Consider the following 20,905-nt stretch of genomic DNA (forward strand, 5'->3'; position numbering starts at 1 on the left):
GCCTGTGGGGGCGGGGGTTGAGGCGCGGGGGGGGGGGGGGGTCGCGGCGGGGGGGGGCCGGGGGGGCCCGGGCCCCCGGCGGCCGGTAGAACGGGTCCTGGGCGGGAGGCTGGGCGGGAGGTGCGGTGTCCTGCGGCGCGGCGGCGGCGGTCCCCTGCAGGGCGGCCGCCGTCATGGCGGCGCCGAGGCAGGACGCCGGCACGGCGCGCAGGGCCCGGCGGACACTGCTGTGCATGACGGTGAACCCTTCGTGTCGTCCCCCGTGCCGTCCGGGTGACGGCGAGCCGACCCTAGGGTAATTGGACACTTATTCCAATGCGCGCCGGGACGCATCCTCGGGCGCGCTCTTGTCAACCGCCCCACAAGACCAGCGCGGCCGACCGCGCCCCGGAGCCGGGACCAGGGCCGGAGCCGGTCCGCCCGGCGGCGCGGCCCGCCCGGTCGCGCCGTCCGCCCGGTCGCGCCGTCCGCGCGGTTGCGCTGTGCGCGCGGCGGCGCGTCAGGGCGTCTTGGCGCCGACCCCGCAGAGGAAGTAGTCGCCGGCGGCGCCGATCGTGCCGGTGCCGGGGTCGGGGCGCCATTCGTCCAGCCGGACCAGTCCGGGCTCCAGCAGCGTCCAGCCGTCGAAGAACCGCAGCTGCTCCTCGCGGCCGCGGTGCGTCATGCCCGTGTTGGCGTTGCCGTAGACCTGGGTCGAGTTCTCCGTGACCGCGTCGTCGCCGGTGATATGCGAGATCACGACGTGGCTGCCGGGCGGCAGCGCGTCGCGCAGCGCCGCGACGGACCCGTACGGGTCCTCCTCGTCGCTCAGGCAGTGCAGGACGGCCAGCAGCATCAGCCCGACCGGCTCGCCGAAATCGATCGTCTCCCGCAGCACCGGGTCGGTGAGAATGCCCTCGACGTTCCGCAGGTCGTGCTCCAGGACGATCGTCCGGTCGTCGGTGGCGGTGAGGGCGCGCCCGTGCGCGACCACGACCGGGTCGACGTCGAGGTAGGCGACCCGCGCGTCCGGCACGAGCTCCCGGACGACCTCGTGGACGTTGCCCTGCGTCGGCAGCCCCGTCCCGACGTCGAGGAACTGCCGGACGCCCGACGCGGCGAGGTGCCGGGCGGCGCGCCGCAGGAAGGCCCGGTTGTGCCGGGCGAGGACGGGGGTGAACGGCGCGCGGGCGAGGATCTGCTCGGCCGCCTCCCGGTCGGCCGCGTAGTTGTCCTTGCCGCCGAGGTAATAGTCGTACATGCGCGCCACATTCGGCACATGCATGTCCATTTCGCGGGGCGCCCAGCCGTCGTCCACCTCGTGCCTCTCCTCCGGCTCTGGAGCGGCCTTCAGCCTAGCCCGCCACCGTGAGCCGAATTCACGTTTTCTCGGGCGGCCGCGCACATCGCGGCCGTCCGGAAACGGCCGCTCCGCCGGCGGTCGCGCGGGCCGAGACGGCGGCGCCCGGCAGAGGCGCCCGGCGGCCGGTGCTCGCGGGGCGGGCGCCGACTCCCTAGAGTCGCCGGTGTGACGGAGACCGGGATCGCCGAACTGCAGGACGTCCTGTGGAAGGCCGCCGCGAAACTGCGCGGGTCCATGGACTCCTCCCAGTACCGGGATTTCGTGCTCGGGCTCGTCTTCCTCAAGTACGCCTCGTCGGCGTTCGCGTCCGTGCCGGAATCGGCCCGGTGGCCCGCCGTCGTCTCCGGTCCCGGGCCGATCGGCGCGCGGATCGACGCGGCGATGGCGGCGGTGATGCGGGCCGAGCCGTCGCTGGACGGCGCGCTCCCGCTGATCTTCGGCGCGGAGAACGTCGACCAGCGGCGCCTCGCGGACCTGGCGGCGGTCATCGGCGACGCCCGCTTCACCGGCCGGGACGGACGCGACGGCGGCGCTGCGCAGGGCGCCGGGGACGGCGGGGCGGGCGCGCGGGATCTGCTGGGTGAGGTCTACGAGTACTTCCTGGAGACGTTCGCCCGCGCGGAGGGCCGCCGGGGCGGCGAGTTCTACACGCCGAAGAGCGTCGTGAAACTGCTGGTCGAGATGCTCGAACCGTACAAGGGGCGGGTGTACGACCCGTGCTGCGGTTCGGGCGGGATGTTCGTGCAGGCGGAGAAGTTCGTGCTGAGCCGGCGGGGCCGCAGCGGGGACATCGCGGTGCACGGGCAGGAGGCCAACGCCCGGACGTGGCGGCTGGCCCGGATGAACCTCGCCATTCACGGGATCGCCGGGGACCTTTCCGCCCGGCACGCCGACACCTTCTTCGAGGACGCGCATCCCGGCCTTCTCGCCGACCACGTGCTGGCCAATCCGCCGTTCAACATGTCGGACTGGTACCGCGATCCCGCGGACCCGCGGTGGCGGTTCGGCGTGCCGCCCGCGGGCAACGCCAATTTCGCGTGGATGCAGCACATCATCGCCAAACTCGGCCCGCGGGGCGGCGCCGGAGTGGTGATGGCGAACGGCTCGATGTCGTCGCGGCAGTCGGCGGAGAGCGGGATACGCGCCGCGATGGTCGAGGCCGACCTGGTGTCGTGCGTCGTCGCCCTGCCCCCGCAGTTGTTCCGCACGACGCCGATCCCGGCGTGCCTCTGGTTCTTCTCCAAGGACAAGGGCCCCGACGGCGGCCGCGCCGACCGGAGAGGGCAGGTGCTCTTCGTCGACGCCCGTTCCATGGGGACGCTGCTCGACCGCACCGAACGGGTCCTGACCGGCGACGACATCGCCAGGATCGCCGGGACGTACCATTCCTGGCGCGGCGGTCCGAGCGCACGCGGACCGTACGCGGACGAGCCCGGCTTCTGCCGTTCGGCGACGCTGGACGAGATCCGCGATCATGGCCACGTCCTCACTCCCGGACGTTATTCCGGTGCGGCGGAAACGGCGGACGACGGGACCGAGCCGGTGCGGGACCGGGTCGAGCGGCTGGCCAAGGAACTGCTCGCCCGGCTGGACGAGTCCGCGCGGCTCGACGAGGTCGTCCGCGCGCGGCTGGAACGGCTGGACGGCTAGGAAGCTGAGGACGCTGAGGAATGGCCAGGCTCGGCGAGGTCGTCGCCTTCACGAACGGCAGGGCGCGGCCGCCCGCCGGTGACCCGCCCTCCGGAACCGCATCGGCCGGCCCCCTGTCCGCCGGTACCGCCTTTCCGATGTACGGGGCCAACGGCGTCATCGGCACCGCGGGCGGGTTCAACGCCGAGCGGGACAGCACCATCGTCGGGCGCGTGGGATCGTATTGCGGCATCGTCCATTACGCCCGCGAGCGGTGCTGGGTCACCGACAACGCCATCATCGCGACGGCGCGGGAAGGCGTGAATCCGCGCTACGTCTATTACCTGCTCAAGGGCCTGGGCCTGAACCACCACCGCATCGGGTCCGGGCAGCCGCTCCTCACCCACGCCATTCTGAACGGGCTCGCGGTCAGGGACGTGCCGCGCGAGGGGCAGGACGCCGTCGCGGAGATCCTCGGCGCGCTCGACGACAAGATCGCCGCCAACGAGGGGATCGCCGCCGCCGCGGACGACCTGGTCAGGGCCCGGTACACCGAGCTCGCCGCGTCCGCGCCCGGCTCGGTCCGGCTGGACGAGCTCGGCCGCCCGGTCACGGTGAACGTCCCCGCGGCGGACATCCGGCCCGGCGAGAACTACATCGGGCTGGAGCACATCGCGAAACGGCACATGTGGCTCTCCGGATGGGCGGACGCGTCCGCCGTCCTGAGCGTGAAGAAGCGGTTCCGGGCGGGCGACGTGCTCTTCGCGAAACTGCGGCCCTATTTCCACAAGGTCGGCCTGGCGTTCGTGGACGGCGTCGCGTCGACCGACGTGCACGTCGTCCGCCCGGTGGACGGCCGCCACCGCGGCTGGCTGCTGGCGGCGCTGTCCAGCGACGAGGTGGTGGCGCACGCCTCGGCGCTCAGCGACGGCACCCGGATGCCGCGGGTGAAATGGGCCGACCTCGCCCGCCGCGAGGTGCCGTGGCCCGGCGAGCCCCGCGCCCGCGAGTTCGGCGCGTTCGCGGACGCGATCGCCGAGCGGGTCGAGGCCGCCGCGGCCGAGAGCGCCGCGCTCGCCGCGCTGCGGGACGCGCTGCTCCCCGAACTGCTGACCGGAAGGATCGAGGCCGCCCCATGACCGACGACCGCGGATACCTGCTGGACAACCGGCGCACCGAGGCCGGGACCCGGTTCGAGGCGATCTCCGAGCTGTGCGACCCGTGGACGTTCCGGCACCTCGACGAGCTGGGCGCCGGGCCCGGGATGCGGTGCTGGGAGGTCGGCGCGGGCGGGCCGTCCGTTCCTGCCTGGCTCGGCGCGCGCGCAGGCGAGCAGGGGCGGGTCCTGGCGACCGACATCGACGTGTCCTGGACGCGTCCGGCGGCGGGCGGCCCGGTGGAGGTCCGCCGCCACGACCTCGTCGAGGACGCGCCGCCCGCCGAGACGTTCGACCTGGTGCACGCCCGGCTCGTCCTGGTCCACCTGGCCGACCGCGAGCGGGCGCTGCGGACGCTGGTCGACGCGCTGCGTCCGGGCGGCGCGCTGCTCATCGAGGACGCGGACCCGGCGCTGCAGCCGCTCGCCTGCCCCGACGAGCGCGGCCCCGAGGAGCGCCTCGCGAACAAGGTCCGCAACGGCTTCCGCGCGCTGCTCGCGGGGCGCGGCGCCGATCTCGCCTACGGCCGCACGCTGCCCCGGCTGCTGCGCGAGGCGGGGCTCGCCGACGTCCGCGCCGACGCCTTCTTCCCCGTCACGTCCCCGGCCTGCGGCGTCCTGGAGGCGGCGACGATCAGGCAGCTCCGCGACCAGCTCATCGCCGCGGGCCACGCCACCGGGGAGGAGATCGACCGGCTCCTCGACGCCATAGACGCCGGGCGGCTCGACATCACCATCGCGCCGCTGATCTCCGCCTGGGGCCGCAAACCCTGACCCCGCGTCCGGGCACCGCGTCGCCGCGCCGGGATTCCCCGAAAAGAGAAATCCTTTTGCGCGGAAATGGCGGAGTTCTCTAGCCTGGAGGCCGACAGCGTGTAGCTCAGCAGCAGAGCATCGGGCTTCAGACCCGAAGGGCGCGGGGGCGGAACCCGCCACGCTGGCTATGAACAAGGACGTACAGGCGAATCCCGGCTACGCCGCGGGACAGATGTCGAAGGCCTTCGCGACCGCGCTGAACCACGAGAGCGAGGAGACGCGTGAGCGGGCGGAAAAGCGGCTGGAGCGCTGGCGCCGCGTCCTCTCCGGAATGGCGGACGGGTCCCTCTCCATCGGCTCCCGGACGCCCGTCAAGGGACTTCCCGCATGGGTGACGCCCGAGGTCGTCCGGGGCGGATTCGCCACCGGGACGGCCGCCGCGGGCGGCCCCCTCCTCCCCTGCGAGCAGGACGCGGCGCGCCGCGCCGGCATCGCGGGCGACCGGCGCTCGCTGTTCCTGCACCACCTGACCGACGAGGGCCTCGACGAGCTGTACGCGCTCCTGGACAGCGGCGAGTACGACGTCGTCCTTCCGGAAGAGGGCGCGCTCCTCACCGTCGCCTGGCTGCTGCGTGCGGGCGACCGCGCCGGCGCGCTGGACGTCCTCGACGCCATCGGCCCGTTCGCCGGCCGGCTCCGTTTCTCGCCGCGTCCCGGGATCCCGCTGGGCGACGCCTCGCTCGTGCACCGGCAGACCGTCGGCCAGGTCCGGGAGCGCATCGAGGCGAAGCCGAAGAACAAGGCCGTCGCCGCGATGAACGAAGCGCTCGTCGTGTGGAACCCGTTCGCGGACGAACTGCTGGAGCATTGGCTCGAGACCGTCGAGGACGGCCGTGTCTTCGCGGTGATGCCGCACGGCTGGGGCGAGCGCGGCGCCGAACTCCTGGCGCGGTACCGGCGGCTGGCGCGGAACCACACCCTCTGCGGAAAGCACCGCAACCCCAAGGAGAACCTCGCCATTCTCCGGTCGTCCCTGGAGAGCCTTTTCGCGGGCAAGGGCGTGTCGGGCCTGCTGCAGCACGCCGTCGACTCGATGGTCGCCAAGCGCGGCGTCCCCGGTTCTCCGGAGCACGCCGCGCTCCGCGAGCGGCAGGCGGCCGACGGCGCGCGTCCCGCGCACCACACGGTCGCGCAGATCGTGCTGGCGCGCCTCGCGGACGCCCGCCAGGACTCCGGCGTGCCGTCCATCGACCCGTTCGTGGCGCCCATCACGGAGGACGAGTCGCGCCGTACCGGCGTCGCGGCGGGCGCGGAACTGCCGGAGTGGCTGCGCGACATCGTCAAGAGCGCGCTCCGCGCACCGGTGCCGACGCTCATCGAGCGCGGGATCGTCCCGTCGGCGGAGGTACTGGCGGAGCTCACTCCGCAGCTCGTGGCCGCCACCACCGCGTCCTCCTATCCGGACCCGGCGCTTCGCCGCCTGATGGCGGCGCAGTACACGGCGTTCCGCAACCGGCGCAGCCTGCTCCTGCTGAACCTGGAAAGCCAGGTGCGCTTGGAGGAGCTGCCCTGGGTGCGCGCGGTGCAGCGCTACCGCCGCGCGGACGGGACCGGTGAGCGCGAGGCGCGCGCCGTCCTCGTCCAGCTCGGCGAGCTGGCGCTCCAGGGCTTCCCCGGGACCGTCCTGCCCAACCCGCTGCTCAGCGAGCTGGGCGCCCTTGCCAAGCGCGCGGGCCTACGGGTGCCGTTCGTGGAGGAACTGGCGGCCGACATCTTCATGGGCACGTTCTCCACCAAGTACCTCCGGGCCGCGCAGATCGCGGCAGACGTGCTCGAAGGCACCCTGTACGAGCGCTACTACGGGATCGACTACGCGGCCGTACGCGCGATGCAGGGCGGACGGCACACGTCCGACGCCTTCGACGCGCTGTGCCGCACCCGCGCGGGCGACCTCACGGGACGCTCGTGGGTCGCCGACAACGGCAAGGTCATCGAGCAGGCGCAGATCCTCACCACCCACAACCTCGCCGTGCTCGTCCATCCCATCGGGGTGAGCCCGTCGCCCGGCTGGGACGACCTGGCGCGCCGCGCGTTCGGCGTCGCCTGCCGCCTCGTCCGGCAGGTGCACGGCAACCCGCGTCCCCTCGGCACGGTCAAGGACGCCGCGTACGCGTGGCGGCAGGCGGTCTTCTTCCTCGCCCTGTGCGGGCTCAAGGAGCAGGTCTCCGCCATCGCGTGGATGCAGGACGAGCTGGACCGGCAGCCGCCGCACACCGCCGCCCGCCTCGACCCGGCCCTGGCGGGGCTCCGGCACGTCCTCGCGGGCGGCCGCCTCGACGACGGGACGGCCCCCGCCGCGCGCCGCTTCACCGGCTGGGCGACGGGCCGCCACTGGCTGCTCAAAACCGGCTGACCTGCACTTTCACCGGTTCCCCCGGTTTGTCGGTGCCCGGTGCAAGGCTTTCACCGCCTGCCCGCTCCGGGCGGGGGAACTTCGCGCGGACCATGATCGTCCGCGCCGAGGGTGGAGGTCGAGGCGTTGGACGCGGAAGGGGCCGCCGGGCCCTCCCCGAGCGGCGGGGAGCGGCGCAGCGTGGTGCGGGTGACGCGGCCGGTCCGGCCGCGCAAGCTGGCGAAGGTGCCGTTCGTCGAGCTGGCGGAGGGTCGGCTGCAAGGGGTCGTGTCGAGCGGGTCGGACCTCGCGCGGGTGTACGTGTCGTCCATCGCGGCGGGCACCCACGACTTCAGCTGCAGCACCAACAACAACCGGCCGTGCGGCGGGCTGAGCGGCGCGTCGATGTGCAAGCACCTGCGCTCGCTCGTCGACGAGGCCGTCATCCAGTACGGCCTGGAGCGGGTGGCGCGCTACCTGAAGGCGGAGCCCGGCGACGACCTCGCCGGGGCGCTCCGCGGTTCCAAGGCGTCCGCGCCGGCGGCCGGGGTGTTCAGCCGGTTCCTGCGCCACCTGGCGTACCTGGAGGTGCCGGGCGTGAACGATCCGCTGCCGGAGATGCACTGGTTCCCGGCGACGGGAGCGGCCCGCTGATGCTGCCGACGCACCTGGGCGAGCTGCTCGCCGCGACACCGCCGGGCGTGGACGAGGCCCTCGACGTCATCGCCGGATTCGACGGCGCGCTCGTGCACGGCTTCGGCCGTCTCGGGGAGGACGGGACCGCCGCGCTGACCGCGCTGGCGGGCGCGCTCGGCGGGTCGCCGCTCGGCGGCCCGGTCGCCGAGGCGGCGGAGAAGGTCGCGGCCGGCTCGGTCGTCGACGCGCACCTCGCCGCGCTCGCCGGCGGGCGCACCGCGCTGCTCGGCGCCGTCCACGACGCGCTCCTCGCCCACCTCGACACCGCCCTCGGACGGTCCCGCGCCAGCTGGGCCCCCGGCGACCCTGCCCCGGACACGGCCCCGAACCTGCTCGCCGGATGCCGGTCCTGGCTCGCCGAGCTGGCCATCGCCGGCTGGCGCGGCGTCGACCACGACCTGGTGTCCGCGTCCGACCAGGCGATCGAGGCGCTGCTCGCGGAGCCCGCGCTGCGCCGCCAGGCCGTCCTGCTCGACGGGCTCGCCGCCGAGCTGCGCGCCTGCTCCCCCGTCGCGACCATGGCGGAGATCCCGGCGCGCCGCTGGGCCGACCTGTGGGCGCGCGGCGTGCTGCTGGCGCAGCCGGGCGGCACCGCGCCCGCGCGCGAGACGGTCGCCGGGCGGCTGCTGCTGCTCGGCGTCGACGTCCACGAGCACGGGACGGCCGTCCAGGCGCAGGCGCACTGGCTGCTGGAGCCGGACGGCGACGGCCCGGCCCGGCTGGTCCGCACCAGCGCCGCCGCCGCGAAGGTCGACACCATCGTCGGACCGGCCGTCTGGCGCGTCCTCGCCGACCGGCCCGTCCTGCTGCGGGCGCTGGCCGAGCAGCGCGCCGTGCAGGTCGAGGGCGTCACGCTCGCGGGCGGCGACCTGCTGTGGGAGGAGGACAAGGCCCGCCTCGGCTTCGTCGCCGACCCGTTCGCCACCGCCCGACTGCACCTGTCCGGCGCGCAGGCCGCCGCCGTCCCGCCGCTGGAACGGCACCCCGCCCGCATCGGCGAGCCCGTCCTCCTGGAGGGCTACACGGTGGACGGGACGTCGTTGCGACTCGACAGACACACCCTCGAGATCGACATGGACCGCCTCCCGGCGAGCGGCCCCCTCACCCCCGAGCTGGTGGCCGCGTCGTCCGCGTGCATCGGCCTCGTCCGCTGGGACGCGGGCCGCTGGACGCTCCAGCCCCTCGCCGTCCAGGCCACCGTGAAGAGGAAGCGGGTGGACGCGCACAACGGCGACTGGGCCCTCGGCCCCACCGACCCCAAGGTCGAGAAGGCGATGGCGAGATCCGGCGACACGGTCCTCGTCCTCCAGGAACGAGCGGGACGGCTGCTGCGCAAATGACCGCACTCGACGTGAAGGCCGGCGAGAACCGGCGGCAGGCCCTGTACTGGCGGCTGCTCGCCCGCCTCTTCGACCCGGAGGAGCACGCCTCGCTGGAGGCCGTGAGCGTCGCCGTCGTCGACGACCTCGGCCTGCCCGCCGCGCTGCTCGACCCGTCCGTCTCCGTCGACGCCCTCGTCCAGCGCTTCCCCGAGCTCGCCGCCGACTTCGACGGCCTCCTGTCCGCCGCCGAGGCGACCGCCGACGGCACCGCCTCTCCTCCCGTGTCCGGCGCGGAGGACGGGCGCGAGCAGGTACGGCGGGCCGCACTGGTCTCGAAGCTGCTGCTCAACGTGTTCGGCGCCAAGCCGGGGAACATCACCGCGGCCCAGCTGTCGGAATGGCAGCGCGACGCGGGGTGGCTGCGGCGAGCGCTCGGCGACGACGGCGGAGCCGGAGCCTGCGGCGCCCCCGGAGCCGGAGACGCGGACGCCGGAGACGGGGGCGCGGACGCCGGCGCAACGGGGCCGGGCGCGGGTGCCGGAGGCGCCGGGCGCGGGCTCGGGCCGGGGAACGGGAACGGGCTGCGCCCCGTGCTCGCCGAGATCGAGGGCGACCTCGTCCGGCGGATGCGGTTGCGGGAAGTGCTGTCGGACAACCGCCTCGCGCGGCAGCTGTCGCCGAGCATGTCGCTGATCGAGCAGCTGCTGCGGGACAAGGCGAACCTGTCGGGCGTGGCGCTCGCCAACGCCAAGGCGCTGATCCGCCGGTTCGTCGACGAGGTCGCCGAGGTGCTGCGCACCCAGGTGCAGCAGTCGAGCGCGGGCACGATCGACCGGTCCGTGCCGCCGAAGCGGGTGTTCCGCAACCTCGACATCGAGCGGACGATCTGGAAGAACCTCACGAACTGGAGCCCGGAGGACGAGCGGCTCTACGTCGACCGGCTCTTCTACCGGCACACCGCGAAACGCACCACGCCCGCGAAGATGATCGTGGTGGTGGACCAGTCGGGGTCGATGGTCGACTCGATGGTCAACTGCACCATCCTCGCGTCCATCTTCGCGGGGCTGCCGAAGGTGGACGTCCACCTGGTCGCCTACGACACGCGGGCGCTCGACCTGACGCCCTGGGTGCACGACCCCTTCGAGGTGCTGCTGCGCACGACGCTGGGCGGCGGCACCGACGGGACCGCCGCGATGGCGCTGGCCCGCCCGAAGATCACCGACCCGCGGAACACGGTGGTCGTGTGGATCTCCGACTTCTACGACAACCGGGCGCTGATGACCGACTTCGAGTCGCTGCACCGGTCCGGGGTGCGGCTCATCCCGGTCGGGTCGGTGAACGGCTCCGGGCGGGCCATGGTGGACGGCTGGTTCCGGGAGCGGCTGAAGAGCCTCGGCACCCCGGTGCTCTCCGGCCACATCCGCAGGCTCGTGTTCGAACTGAAGACCTTCCTCGCGTGACGGACGCGAGCGCACCGATGAGGAGAGCGATGACCGACGACATGCTGCGCGCCCCGGCCGAGGCGAAGTACGCCGAGGAGCTGGACTACCTCGAGTCGATCGACGACGGCCCGAAGCCGTTCTCGTGGCGGCTGAGCCCCCGGATGGTGCGGCTGTTCGTCCTCGGGTCCGAGCGCGCCGACGGCCTGGACCGGGAGATCCCGCAGAAGTGGTTCGGCGACCGGAGCTTCGTCGAGCGGAGCATCGTGACGCTGGCGTCCGACCGGGGCCTGCTCCTGATCGGCGACCCCGGCACCGGCAAGAGCTGGCTCGCCGAGCTGCTCGCCGCGGCGATCTGCCGGAACTCGACGCTGGTGGTGCAGGGCACCGCCGGCACCACCGAGGACCACATCAAGTACTCCTGGAACGTCTCCATGGTCATCGCCAAGGGGCAGTCCCGGGAGTCGATGATCCCCTCGCCGATCATGACGGCGATGGAGGGCGGGGTGATCGGCCGGTTCGAGGAGCTGACCCGCTCGACCAGCGACGTCCAGGACGCGCTGATCTCGATCCTGTCGGAGAAGTACGTCTCGATCCCCGAGCTGGACACCGACAACATCGTGTTCGCCAAGCCCGGGTTCTCGATCATCGCGACGGCCAACAGCCGGGACCGGGGCGTCAACGACCTGTCGTCGGCGCTGAAGCGGCGGTTCAACTTCGTCCGCGTCCCGGTGGTGACGAACAAGAGGAGCGAGGCGGAGATCGTCCGGTTCCGCACGTCGGAGCTGCTGCGCCGGCACGCGATCGAGCTGGAGGTGCCGCCGTCGCTGCTGGACGTGCTGCTGCAGAGCTTCGCCGACCTGCGCGCGGCGGCGGCGTCCGCGACCAGCGACGACGAGCGCCTGGAGTCGGCGCTGTCGACGGCGGAGCAGATCGGCGTGCTGGAGGACGCGATCCTGCACAGCCAGTTCTTCGGCGACCGGACGCTGAGGTCCGAGACGCTCGGGAGCTCGCTCGTCGGGTCGCTGGCCCGGCGCAGCCCGGAGGACCTGGCGATCCTCAACAAGTTCTGGCACGGGGTGGTGGAGCCGCGCAGCCGCGACGACGACGGCGACGGCCCGTGGCGCGGCTTCCTCGACGGCGGCCGCCAGGCGATCTCGACTCTGTCGTGACGGTCTTCGAGCCGCTGCGGGAGCAGCTGACGGGCGCGGCCCGCGCGTTCGGCGGGGACGCGGTCGCGGGGATCCTCACCGGGATCGTCGACGACGTGGACCGGGCGCTGGCCGAGGAGCTGGAGATCTTCCCGGTGTGCCATCACTCGCCGGCATCGGCGCTGGCGATGGCGCGGCGGCTGCGCGACAAGCGGCCGTCGGTGATCTACCTGGAGCTCTGCGAGGACTTCGCACCGCTGCTGGCGGAGCTGCGCAACTGCAGGCTGCCGGTCGCGCTGCAGGCGTTCGCGAGCCGGGTCGAGGGGTTCCCGGCGGCGTGGGCGCCGCTGAGCGTCGTCGCGCCGATCACCGAGGCGTCGGCGGAGTACCAGGCGATCGCGTACGCGCTGGACACGCCGGGCACCGAGATCGTGCTGGTCGACCGGTCCACGGACCATGTGTTCCAGTGGGAGCCGCGCGACGACGCCGCCCCGGGCGCCGACCCCGCGTCCGGGGACGGCGAGGAGCCGCAGGAGGCGCTGCACGGCGACGCGGTCGGCATCGAGATCGGCGAGCTGCGGCCCGGCTTCGCCGAGCTCGAGGAGCACCTGCTGCGGCACGGGAAGGTGCGGCACTGGTCGGAGTGGTGGGACCAGTACGTCGAGCAGCCGCTGGCGGGCGCCGACTACGCCACGTACCGGCAGGTCATGGTGCTGATCGGCAGCCTGTTCCGGCGGCTGCACCCGCAGGACGCCGGACGCCGCGACCGCGACGAGGACCGCGAGCGGTACATGTGGACGCGGATGCGCGAGCACCTCGCCGCGACCGGCGCCGACCCGGCGGACTGCCTGTACGTGTGCGGGGCGTTCCACGCGGCGAGCCGCGTCGAGCAGTTCGGGCTCGCCTCGGACGCGGACCCGTTCGAGATCACGCCGCGGACGGGGACGCGCTGGCGGTACGGGCTGATCCCGTCCAGCCACTCGGCGATCGAGGCGCAGTTCGGGCTCGCGCCCGGGTCGGTGTCGATCGCGGCCGCGACCTGGGAGAAGGCGGTCAAGCGCAGCGGCGTGAAGCCGTTCCGGCTCAGCGGGCAGGCGGGCAAGGCGCGCAAGGCGCCGCGCGGCCGCAGGGCGCCCGCGGCGAAGGACGAGCCGCCCGCCGACCGGCTGTCGGGATTCCTGTCCGGCCCGCCCGCCCTGGACGGGCTGGACGAGGCGGAGCTGCTCGGCTGGTGCGTCGACATCGTCCGGCTGGCGCGCCGCAACGGCTACCTGGCCAGCACCGCCGACGCCATCGCGGTGTTCGAGACGTCGGTGCTGCTGGCGGGAATGCGCGGCCGGGCGCGGCCGACCCCGTACGACTTCCAGGACGCGGCCGTCACCTGCATCGAGAAGGACCGGGTGCCGGGCCGCCGGGACGTGGCGCGGCTCTGCGAGATCCTGCTGGGCGGCGACCGGATCGGCGCGGTCGGCTACGACGCGCTGCCGCCGCTGGCCCGCGACGTCCACGACCGGCTCCAGCCGCTCGGCCTGGACCTGCAGAAGCGGACCGTGCAGCGCGCGCTGCTCGACCTGCACGCCGAACCGGACCTGGTGCCGTGCTCGGAGCTGCTGTGGATCCTGCGGCGGCTGCTGCCGGACGGCGCCGCCCGGCCGATCATGGGGTCGCGGGAGCTGGGCGACCGGCCGATCCAGGAGAGCTGGGACCTCGCGATCGGCCGGCACCAGCGGGCGCTGGTCGAGCTCGGCTACGAGGGCGTGAGCGTCGAGCAGGTGCTGGAGCAGCGGCTGCGGCGCGCCGCGTGGGGCCCGGACGCGTCGGCGGTGAAGGCGCTGGAGGCGGTCGAGGACGCGATCCTCTACCTGGGCGGCGGCCGGTTCGCCGACGAGCTCGGCGCCCGCGCGGTGGAGCTGCTGGCCGCCGAGCGGACGGTGGACGAGGCGCCCGAGGTGGTGCGGCGGATCCGGCGGCTGCTCGCGCACTACCGGGCGTCGGAGCCGGCGCTGCCGCGCTGGTGCCAGGCGTTCGTGGTGGAGGGGTACGCGCACTACTGCACGCTGCTGCCGACGGCGTTCGCGGACGAGGCGGGCGGCGTCCGGCAGGTCGCGGCGATGCTGGGTTTCCTGTTCGGGATGGAGAGCCTGGCGCTGTCACTGGGCTGCGACCACGCGCAGCTGGAGCTGGCGGTGCGGCAGTCGCATCCGGAGGCGCCCGCGAAGGTGGCGCTGCTGTGGGCGGCGAAGGCGCAGCTCGGCCTGATGACGCGGGACGAGCTGCGCTCCCGCTGCGACGCGCTGCTCGCGAACCCGCTGGTGGTGCCGTCGTTCCCGCTGTACATGAGCGGGTTCGTGCAGGCGCTGGACCCGGCGCCCGCGCTGGCGCCGCTCGTGGTGGAGGCGATGTCGAAGGCGTTCGGGCGGCTGCCGGACGCGGTGCTGCTGCCCTGGCTGCCGAACCTGGTCGCGACGCTGCGCGAGCACGCGCGGGAGCTGGTGCCGGCGCTGGTGCGGGAGGCGGCGCGGACGTTCCCGGCGTCGCTTGCGGCGCTGGACGCGTGGACGCCGCCGTGGGAGTCGGCGGCGGCACCGGCGCCGTCCGCCGCTCCCGCCGCGTCCGGTCCGGTCGCGGACGTGCTCGCCGCGCACCCGGCGACCTGCGACGCCGTGGCCGCGCTGCTCGGCCACCCGGTGGAGTGGGACGAGCCGGGCGCGACCGGCTGCGGCGGGGGCGACGGGGAGGTGCGCGGCCTCTTGGAGCGCCATCCGCTGGCCGCCGAGGCGGTCGCCGGGCTGCTCGCGCCGGTGGGCGCCGCGTCCCGTTGAGCCGGGCGGTGGCGGGACGGGCACGGCGGCCCGTCCCGCCGCCGCGGATCCTGACCGGGCCTCCGCACCCGCCGTGACGTGGCGGATCTTGGACGGACGGTGACGGCCCGCAGCGTGCCGCAGGGCCCTTGCACGCGCGCAAGCGACGGTGACTGACTCCTGCTCCGTGCGTAAGAGTGTCTGTCGTGTGAGCCGCGTCATGGCGCTCGAAGGCCGTGGCCGCTCGCGCGTTCCACGTCCACAGCCGACTCCACACCAGGCCGAGAGCACATGTTCGCTTACAGCCCGACACGGAGACGTGAGACCGCCGCTGCCATGAACGCAACCGACGCGGGGACGCCCGCGCTTCTTCCGGCCCTCTCCCCCGCCCCCTCGCTGGAGCTCGGCAGCACCGCCGCCCGCAACGGCACGGCCGCCGGCCGGCTGCTCGGCGAGATCGACCTCGCCGCCACTCCCGCCGCCGTCCGGATCGCCCGCGGCTACGTCCGGGAGCTGGTCGGGCAGTACTTCGGCGTGAGCCGGGCCGAGCTCGCCGACCTCGAACTGCTGACCAGCGAGGCCATGACGGAGTCGGTCCTGCGCCCGCGGTCGCGCCGGGACGGCACCCTGACCGTGACCGTGGTGCACCTGGACCGGTTCGTCCGGGTGGAGATCACCGAGGGCGGCGTCCCGCCGGGGCCGCCCCGGCCGCCGGACGACCAGCTTCCCGGCGGCGGCCGGGGACGGGTGCTGATGCAGGCGCTCGCCGCCGACCAGGGAGCCCACCGCAACCGCAACGGGACGACCACGACCTGGTTCGGGGTGCCCGTAGGGGAGCGGTGGAGGCGCCCGTGATCCCGGGACCGGTGCCGAGCCTGAGCCGGTGGGAGGAGGAGTCCTCCGCCGGCGACTCGGCCGGCGCCGCGTCCGCCTTCCTACGCGCCCCCAGCGTCGCCCGGATGTACGACTACTTCCTCGGCGGCAAGGACAACTACGCCGTCGACCGGGAGATGGCGGAACGGGCCCTGGACCGGGCACCGGTCGTCGCGCGGCTCGCCCAGGTGAACAGGGGCTTCCTGGAGCACGCCGCCGCGGGGCTCGCCGAGACCGGGCTGCGCCAGTTCGTGGACGTGGGCTGCGGCCTGCCGGCGCGGCGCAACGTCGGCGACATCGTCCGCCGCGTCGACCCGTCCTGCCGGATCGCCTACATCGACAACGACCCGCTCGTCCTCGTCCACGCGCGGGCGCTGCTGGCCGGCGAGCGCGGCACCGGCGCGTTCGGCGGGGACGTCCGGGTCCCGGCGGCGCTGCTCGGCCATCCGGGGCTGCGGCGGCTGATCGACTTCGGCCGGCCGGTCGCGCTGCTGCTCCTCGGCGTGCTGGACTTCGTGACGGACGCCGAGGACCCGCGCGGGATCGTCCGGACGCTGCTCGGCGGCCTGCCCGCCGGCAGCCACATGGTCATCACGCACACCGAGCGGACGCCGCAGCTGGAGTCGCTGGCGGAGACGGCCCGCCGCGCCGGGCTGGCGTTCACGCCGCGGGACCGCGCGGAGATCGCGGAGATCTGCGCGCCGCTGGAGCCGGCCGGCCCGTACCCGGCGGCGCTGCCGCTCGCGGACACCGCCGACCTGGACGGTCCGCTGCCGCTCGCCGGCTTCGTCGGGCGCAAGCCGGGCTGACCTCCGCGATGCTCTCCACCCTCGATCACAAGGCGGCCGCATATCCCCGCGAACCGGCCCCGCCGCCGCGCGTTTCGCTACGATCGGAGCGTCGGCGACCGGCGGCTCTGGGGCGAGTGATGACAGCGGACGGCGAGCCGAGGTCCCTCTCGGAGATCACCCGGGACATGGGCCTGAACATGTCGGACGTGGCCGCGTTCTCGGGACTCGACGAGAGCACGGTCTTCCGGCTCTGGGACAACGCGGAATGGCTCGACCGGGTCAGCGGGCGGTCCCTGCAGAGCCTGATGGCGTCCATTCCGGGAATCGCGGAGTACTCCCGGGCGCACGCGATCCGCAAACGGCTGGACGGGCTCGTCTCCGACCTCGGCGCGGAGGGCCTGGCCGTCGATCTGGACGCGCTCGACGGGTCCCCCGTCCCGCAGCAGCTGCTGCTGAACGCGCTGGAGGCGGGGCTGCGGATCGTCCGGGGCGAGGCGAACCAGCGGACGTCGTCGTTCATCGCGCGGTTCTGGGGCCGGGAGCCCGACACGGCGCTGGAGGCCCTCTATTCCACCGAGCCGGGGCACGGCCTGCTGAGCGACCCCGCCAAGCTCTTCGACTCGTCGGTCGAGCTGGCGCCCCGGCTGAACCGCAAGACCTATTCCTTCCATTCGATCCTGGCTCTGAACATCCTCACCCACCAGGTCAGCAAGGTGACCGGCTCGCTGGAGGCCGACCTCGGGTTCGAGGTGCCGGGCCGGCAGACCGCGTTCATGATGCGCGGCGTGGTGATGGGCTCGCTGATCAGTTCGAACGACCTCGACCTGGCCGAGCGGTACCGCAGGGAACTGGACGCGACACCGGTGTACGCGGCGCTGGAGGAATGGTCGTTCCCGACCTACATGAGGGACGGCCGGATCAGCTCCGACTTCACCCTGCCCAGTTCCCTTTCGCTGCGGAACACGGCGAACGAGGTGCTGCGGGAGATCGCCGACTACAACGACGCCTACGTGTACTACCTGGCGTCGACGTACATTCCGCTGGCACTGAGACGCGACCCGGCCTTCGGCGGGCGGCTCGCCGAGCTGACGCGGGCACTGGAACTGCGCGGCGCCGACTGCGAGGACCGGAGGATCAGAGAGACGTGCAACACCCTGGTGCGGCGGCTGAAAGAGCTGCCATAGCGGGTGCTGCGTTCTCGGGGGTGCCGCGCGGCGCATGAGCCGCGCATTGCAGGTCGTTGAGGGAAAGGCCCGCGAGCGGGCCGGGGAATGGGGAGCCGGTGGAAGAGACGGCGGAAGCCATCGCAAATCTCACCAGGGAGCGGTGGGAGGCCAACGCGGACTACTGGGTGAAGGTGATCAGGGAGGGCCGCGACCGGTACCGCACCGAGCTCACCGACGCCGCCATGCTGGACGCGATCGGGCCGTGCAAGGGGCTGCGGGTGCTGGACGCCGGCTGCGGGGAGGGCTACATCGCGCGGACGCTGGCCGCCGAGGGCGCCGACGTCGTCGGCGTGGACGCCTGCCAGGGGTTGATCGACGCGGCCCGGGACGTGGCCGGCACGGCGGTGCCGGCGACCGGGATCGGGGGCTCGCTGTCGTTCACCCGGGCCAGCGTCGACGCGCTGCCCGTGGAGGACGACGGGTTCGACCTGGTCGTCTGCAACCACCTGTTCAGCCATCTGCAGGACCCGTCGCGCGCGATCGCGGAGTTCGGCCGGGTGCTGAAGAGCGGCGGGCGGCTGGTGTCGCTGACCCTGCACCCGTGCTTCTACGTGGAGGACTCCGAGCACGGCGCGAGGCAGAGCGTGCCGGCCGCGCAGTACTTCGCGTCCCGCGGGGTCGACCAGCGGTTCCTGGTGGACGGGCTGGAGTCGCCGTCGATGATCACATCGTGGCTCCGTCCGCTGGAGTTCTATTCTGGAACGCTCCGAGACAACGGGTTCGTGATCGCCGACCTCCGCGAGCCGCATCCGACCCCGGAGCAGCTGCGCGACGACCCGTGGTGGCGCGAGGGCTTCCCGACGGCCCTGTTCATGCTCTTGATCGCCGAACGCCGCTGACCTCCACCTCTTGCGTTGCGGCGGGTTGTCGTGGGAGGCCGCTCATGGCGACAACACGCCGCAGCTCAACGTGAGGTGGGGGGGGCGGGGGGCGGCGCATAGGGTCGTGACATGGAATCCGGTGAGGGCGGGGTGCCGGCGGCGCTCGCGGGGCATCCCGACAGGCTCCGGTGGAACGCCAAGTACGAGAGCGCGCCCGAGCCGTCGTTCGCGCCGCACCCGCTGGCCGTGCGGGCGCTGGCCGAGGCGCCGCCGGACGGGCCCGTCCTGGACCTGGCGTGCGGGACGGCCGGGTCGGCGCTGCTGGCCGCCGAGGAGGGACGGCGCGTCACGGCGGTGGACGTCTCCGAGGTGGCGCTCGACCGGCTCGGCGCGGAGGCGCGCCGCCGCGGCCTGGACGGGCTGATCACGCTCGTCCAGGACGATCTCGGGGCGTTCCGGCCCGCGCCGGCGACGTACGCGCTCGTCCTGTGCACGGGCTTCTGGGACCGCGCCGTGTTCCTGCGGGCCGCCGGGGCCGTCGTCCCGGGCGGGCTGCTGGCCTGGGAGGCGTTCACGGCGGAGGCGCGGCGCGTCCGCGACGCGCTGCCGGCCGAGTGGTGCCTCGGCGACTGCGAGCCCGCGTCCCTGCTGGACGGGGGCTTCGCGGTCCTGGAGCAGGACGACCTGCCGGACGGCCAGAAGCGGCGTTTGCTCGCCCGCGGTCCCGCGGCAGTATCCTGACGAGTCCCTGTGTCCTGCGGAGACCGTCCTCATGGGCGGGCCCCCTGACAGGAACGCTCTTCCACGGCGAGTGACCGGTAGATTGCGGGTCGGCCTCCTTTGCGCGGTTTTCACGCTGTTCTTAGGCCGGTGCTGGAAGGGTGGTCACTTTCGTGATGTCGTCGACCCCGGAGCGAGTGAGGAACCATGGCCGAGGATGACAAGCCGGCGGTCAAGGCGAAGATCCCTAACGCCAAGAACATCCGCAGCCCGGAGTTCACCCCGCACGGGATCAGCGCCGGGCGCGGCAGCGGGCTGAACCGGCCGTCCGCGCTGACCGCGGCCCAGGCCCGCAAGCGGCGGATCGCGACGATCGCCGGCATCGTGGTGGCCGTGCTCGCCATCGCGGGCGGCGTCACCTACTACGTGACGCGGCCCGGGCCGAAGATCGAGGTGTCCGGCAAGTTCGGGGCCGAGTCGAAGGTGAAGATCCCGACGAAGCTCGCGCCGAACAAGTCGCTGAAGACCCGGACGCTGATCAAGGGCAGCGGCCCGGCGATCGCCGACGGCGACACGATGTTCGTGCAGTACTCCTTCTACCAGTGGGCGAAGCAGACCAACGCCGACGACTCCCGCAAGAAGAGCACGAGCAAGAAGATCGGCTCTTCCTACGAGCAGCAGACGCAGGGGTCGGGCGGGCCGCAGGCGCTCACCGTCGGCAAGAGCGGCGTCAAGGGCCTCGACAAGGGCCTGCTCGGCAAGACGGGCGGCAGCCGGGTGCTGGTGGAGGTCCCGCCGTCGATGGGCTTCGGCGACCAGGGCTCGCAGCTCGGCCTCGGCAAGAACGACTCGGTGGTCTTCGTCGTCGACGTCCAGGCGGTCGTGAAGAAGAACGCCGGCCCGCAGGGCGCCCCGCAGAAGCTGGACGACAAGAACCTGCCGAAGGTCGAGGACCAGGGCGCCGGCAAGGCCCCGAAGGTGACGGTCCCGAAGGTGGACGCGCCGTCCAAGCTGCAGGTCAAGACGCTCGTCCAGGGCACCGGCCCGGCGCTGGCCAAGGGCGACGACGCGGTCGTCAACTACCAGGGGCAGATCTGGAAGGACGGCAAGGTCTTCGACTCCAGCTGGAAGAACGGCCAGCCGGCGATGTTCCCGATCGGCACCGGCGGCACCGTTCCCGGTTTCGACAAGGGCCTGACGGGCGCGAAGGTCGGCAGCCGGGTGCTGCTGGTCCTGCCGCCGGCCGAGGGCTACGGCAAGAACGGCAACGCGCAGGCCGGGATCAAGGGCACCGACACCCTGGTGTTCGTGGTGGACATCCTCGCCAAGGTGCAGAAGTGAGCCCCCGCGCCGCGTGACGCCCCGCCGGCCGAGCCGAGCGGCGGGCGCCCCCGGTGGGGGTCCCCGCCGCTCGCGTTGGCGGGGGCGAGGGTTCCCGGGGAGCGTGCGAGATCCGTCACGACAACCCCGAGGGCGCTTTGACCGTCCTCTTATCGGGAAGCCAAGGATGTGCATTGGGCGGCCCATCGCATGGATCCCCTCAGGTATCGTCGGTAACGCAATAATCACGGGGGGCTTGTGAGCAGCAGGGAAAAAGGTCAGGAAGAGGGCGCACCGGGCACTGCGGACGATCTTCGCGAGGACGGTGCGAAGGCCGCTCCGGCGGGCGTATCAGACGATTCCGCACCGCGCCCGGAGTCGGGGGGGGCCCCCCCCCCGGGCGCCGCGCCGCCCCGGGGCACAGAAACGAAGAGGGAGCGGGTGGGTAGGAGTGGGGCTAGAAAAGGATG

16 protein-coding genes and 1 pseudogene are annotated in these 20,905 nt (G+C 73.4%); 15 read left to right on the forward strand and 2 right to left on the reverse strand.

What is annotated here, in order from left to right:
- Positions 1–235: pseudogene (locus tag ABZ914_RS16910) on the reverse strand (hypothetical protein); the annotation flags it as partial.
- A gap of 264 nt (positions 236–499) precedes the next feature.
- Entirely contained in the window at positions 500–1,297 is a 798-nt protein-coding gene (locus tag ABZ914_RS16915; RefSeq protein WP_500193818.1) for an SAM-dependent methyltransferase, read from the reverse strand.
- Between the two features lie 210 nt (positions 1,298–1,507).
- On the opposite strand from ABZ914_RS16915, the gene ABZ914_RS16920 reads away from it, so the two are divergent.
- The 15 genes from ABZ914_RS16920 to ABZ914_RS16990 all read left to right on the forward strand — a co-directional run bounded on the left by ABZ914_RS16920 (position 1,508) and on the right by ABZ914_RS16990 (position 20,456).
- Positions 1,508–2,992: a type I restriction-modification system subunit M gene (locus tag ABZ914_RS16920; protein ID WP_500193820.1), complete on the forward strand. Its 1,485-nt coding sequence runs from the start codon at positions 1,508–1,510 to the stop codon at positions 2,990–2,992.
- Positions 2,993–3,012: 20 nt separating this feature from the next.
- On the forward strand, positions 3,013–4,110 hold the full coding sequence (locus ABZ914_RS16925) for a restriction endonuclease subunit S (protein ID WP_500193822.1): 1,098 nt from the start codon (positions 3,013–3,015) through the stop codon (positions 4,108–4,110).
- Positions 4,107–4,901 carry a class I SAM-dependent methyltransferase gene (locus ABZ914_RS16930; protein WP_500193825.1) on the forward strand — a complete coding sequence of 265 codons (795 nt, stop codon included), beginning with the start codon at positions 4,107–4,109 and terminating at the stop codon, positions 4,899–4,901. The genes ABZ914_RS16925 and ABZ914_RS16930 overlap by 4 nt, the downstream gene beginning before the upstream one ends.
- Positions 4,902–5,070: 169 nt before the next feature.
- Positions 5,071–7,296, forward strand: coding sequence for a transcriptional regulator (locus ABZ914_RS16935; RefSeq protein WP_500193827.1), 2,226 nt, complete (start codon positions 5,071–5,073; stop codon positions 7,294–7,296).
- 126 nt (positions 7,297–7,422) lie between these two features.
- Positions 7,423–7,929 carry a hypothetical protein gene (locus ABZ914_RS16940; RefSeq protein ID WP_500193828.1) on the forward strand — a complete coding sequence of 169 codons (507 nt, stop codon included), beginning with the start codon at positions 7,423–7,425 and terminating at the stop codon, positions 7,927–7,929.
- A complete protein-coding gene (locus ABZ914_RS16945) occupies positions 7,929–9,311 on the forward strand; it encodes a hypothetical protein (RefSeq protein ID WP_500193830.1) in 1,383 nt (460 codons plus the stop codon). The genes ABZ914_RS16940 and ABZ914_RS16945 overlap by 1 nt, the downstream gene beginning before the upstream one ends.
- On the forward strand, positions 9,308–10,753 hold the full coding sequence (locus ABZ914_RS16950) for a VWA domain-containing protein (protein WP_500193832.1): 1,446 nt from the start codon (positions 9,308–9,310) through the stop codon (positions 10,751–10,753). Before ABZ914_RS16945 ends, ABZ914_RS16950 begins: the two co-directional genes overlap by 4 nt.
- 29 nt (positions 10,754–10,782) lie before the next feature.
- A complete protein-coding gene (locus tag ABZ914_RS16955; protein WP_500193834.1) occupies positions 10,783–11,904 on the forward strand; it encodes an AAA family ATPase in 1,122 nt (373 codons plus the stop codon).
- Positions 11,901–14,705 carry a DUF5682 family protein gene (locus ABZ914_RS16960; protein WP_500193836.1) on the forward strand — a complete coding sequence of 935 codons (2,805 nt, stop codon included), beginning with the start codon at positions 11,901–11,903 and terminating at the stop codon, positions 14,703–14,705. The genes ABZ914_RS16955 and ABZ914_RS16960 overlap by 4 nt, the downstream gene beginning before the upstream one ends.
- Positions 14,706–15,020: 315 nt before the next feature.
- Complete coding sequence (locus ABZ914_RS16965) at positions 15,021–15,539, forward strand: ATP-binding protein (protein ID WP_190866570.1); 519 nt, start codon at positions 15,021–15,023, stop codon at positions 15,537–15,539.
- Positions 15,536–16,366, forward strand: a complete 831-nt coding sequence (locus ABZ914_RS16970; RefSeq protein WP_500193838.1) for an SAM-dependent methyltransferase — start codon at positions 15,536–15,538, stop codon at positions 16,364–16,366. Before ABZ914_RS16965 ends, ABZ914_RS16970 begins: the two co-directional genes overlap by 4 nt.
- Positions 16,367–16,485: 119 nt before the next feature.
- Complete coding sequence (locus ABZ914_RS16975; protein ID WP_500193839.1) at positions 16,486–17,532, forward strand: hypothetical protein; 1,047 nt, start codon at positions 16,486–16,488, stop codon at positions 17,530–17,532.
- Between the two features lie 98 nt (positions 17,533–17,630).
- Entirely contained in the window at positions 17,631–18,413 is a 783-nt protein-coding gene (locus ABZ914_RS16980; RefSeq protein ID WP_500193841.1) for a class I SAM-dependent methyltransferase, read from the forward strand.
- 111 nt (positions 18,414–18,524) lie between these two features.
- Positions 18,525–19,136: a class I SAM-dependent DNA methyltransferase gene (locus tag ABZ914_RS16985; RefSeq protein WP_190866561.1), complete on the forward strand. Its 612-nt coding sequence runs from the start codon at positions 18,525–18,527 to the stop codon at positions 19,134–19,136.
- A gap of 186 nt (positions 19,137–19,322) precedes the next feature.
- Positions 19,323–20,456, forward strand: coding sequence for an FKBP-type peptidyl-prolyl cis-trans isomerase (locus tag ABZ914_RS16990; RefSeq protein WP_500193843.1), 1,134 nt, complete (start codon positions 19,323–19,325; stop codon positions 20,454–20,456).
- Positions 20,457–20,905 lie beyond the last annotated feature (449 nt).

The sequence above is a fragment of the Spirillospora sp. NPDC046719 genome (genome assembly GCF_040645715.1).
Classification (GTDB): Bacteria; Actinomycetota; Actinomycetes; order Streptosporangiales; family Streptosporangiaceae; genus Spirillospora.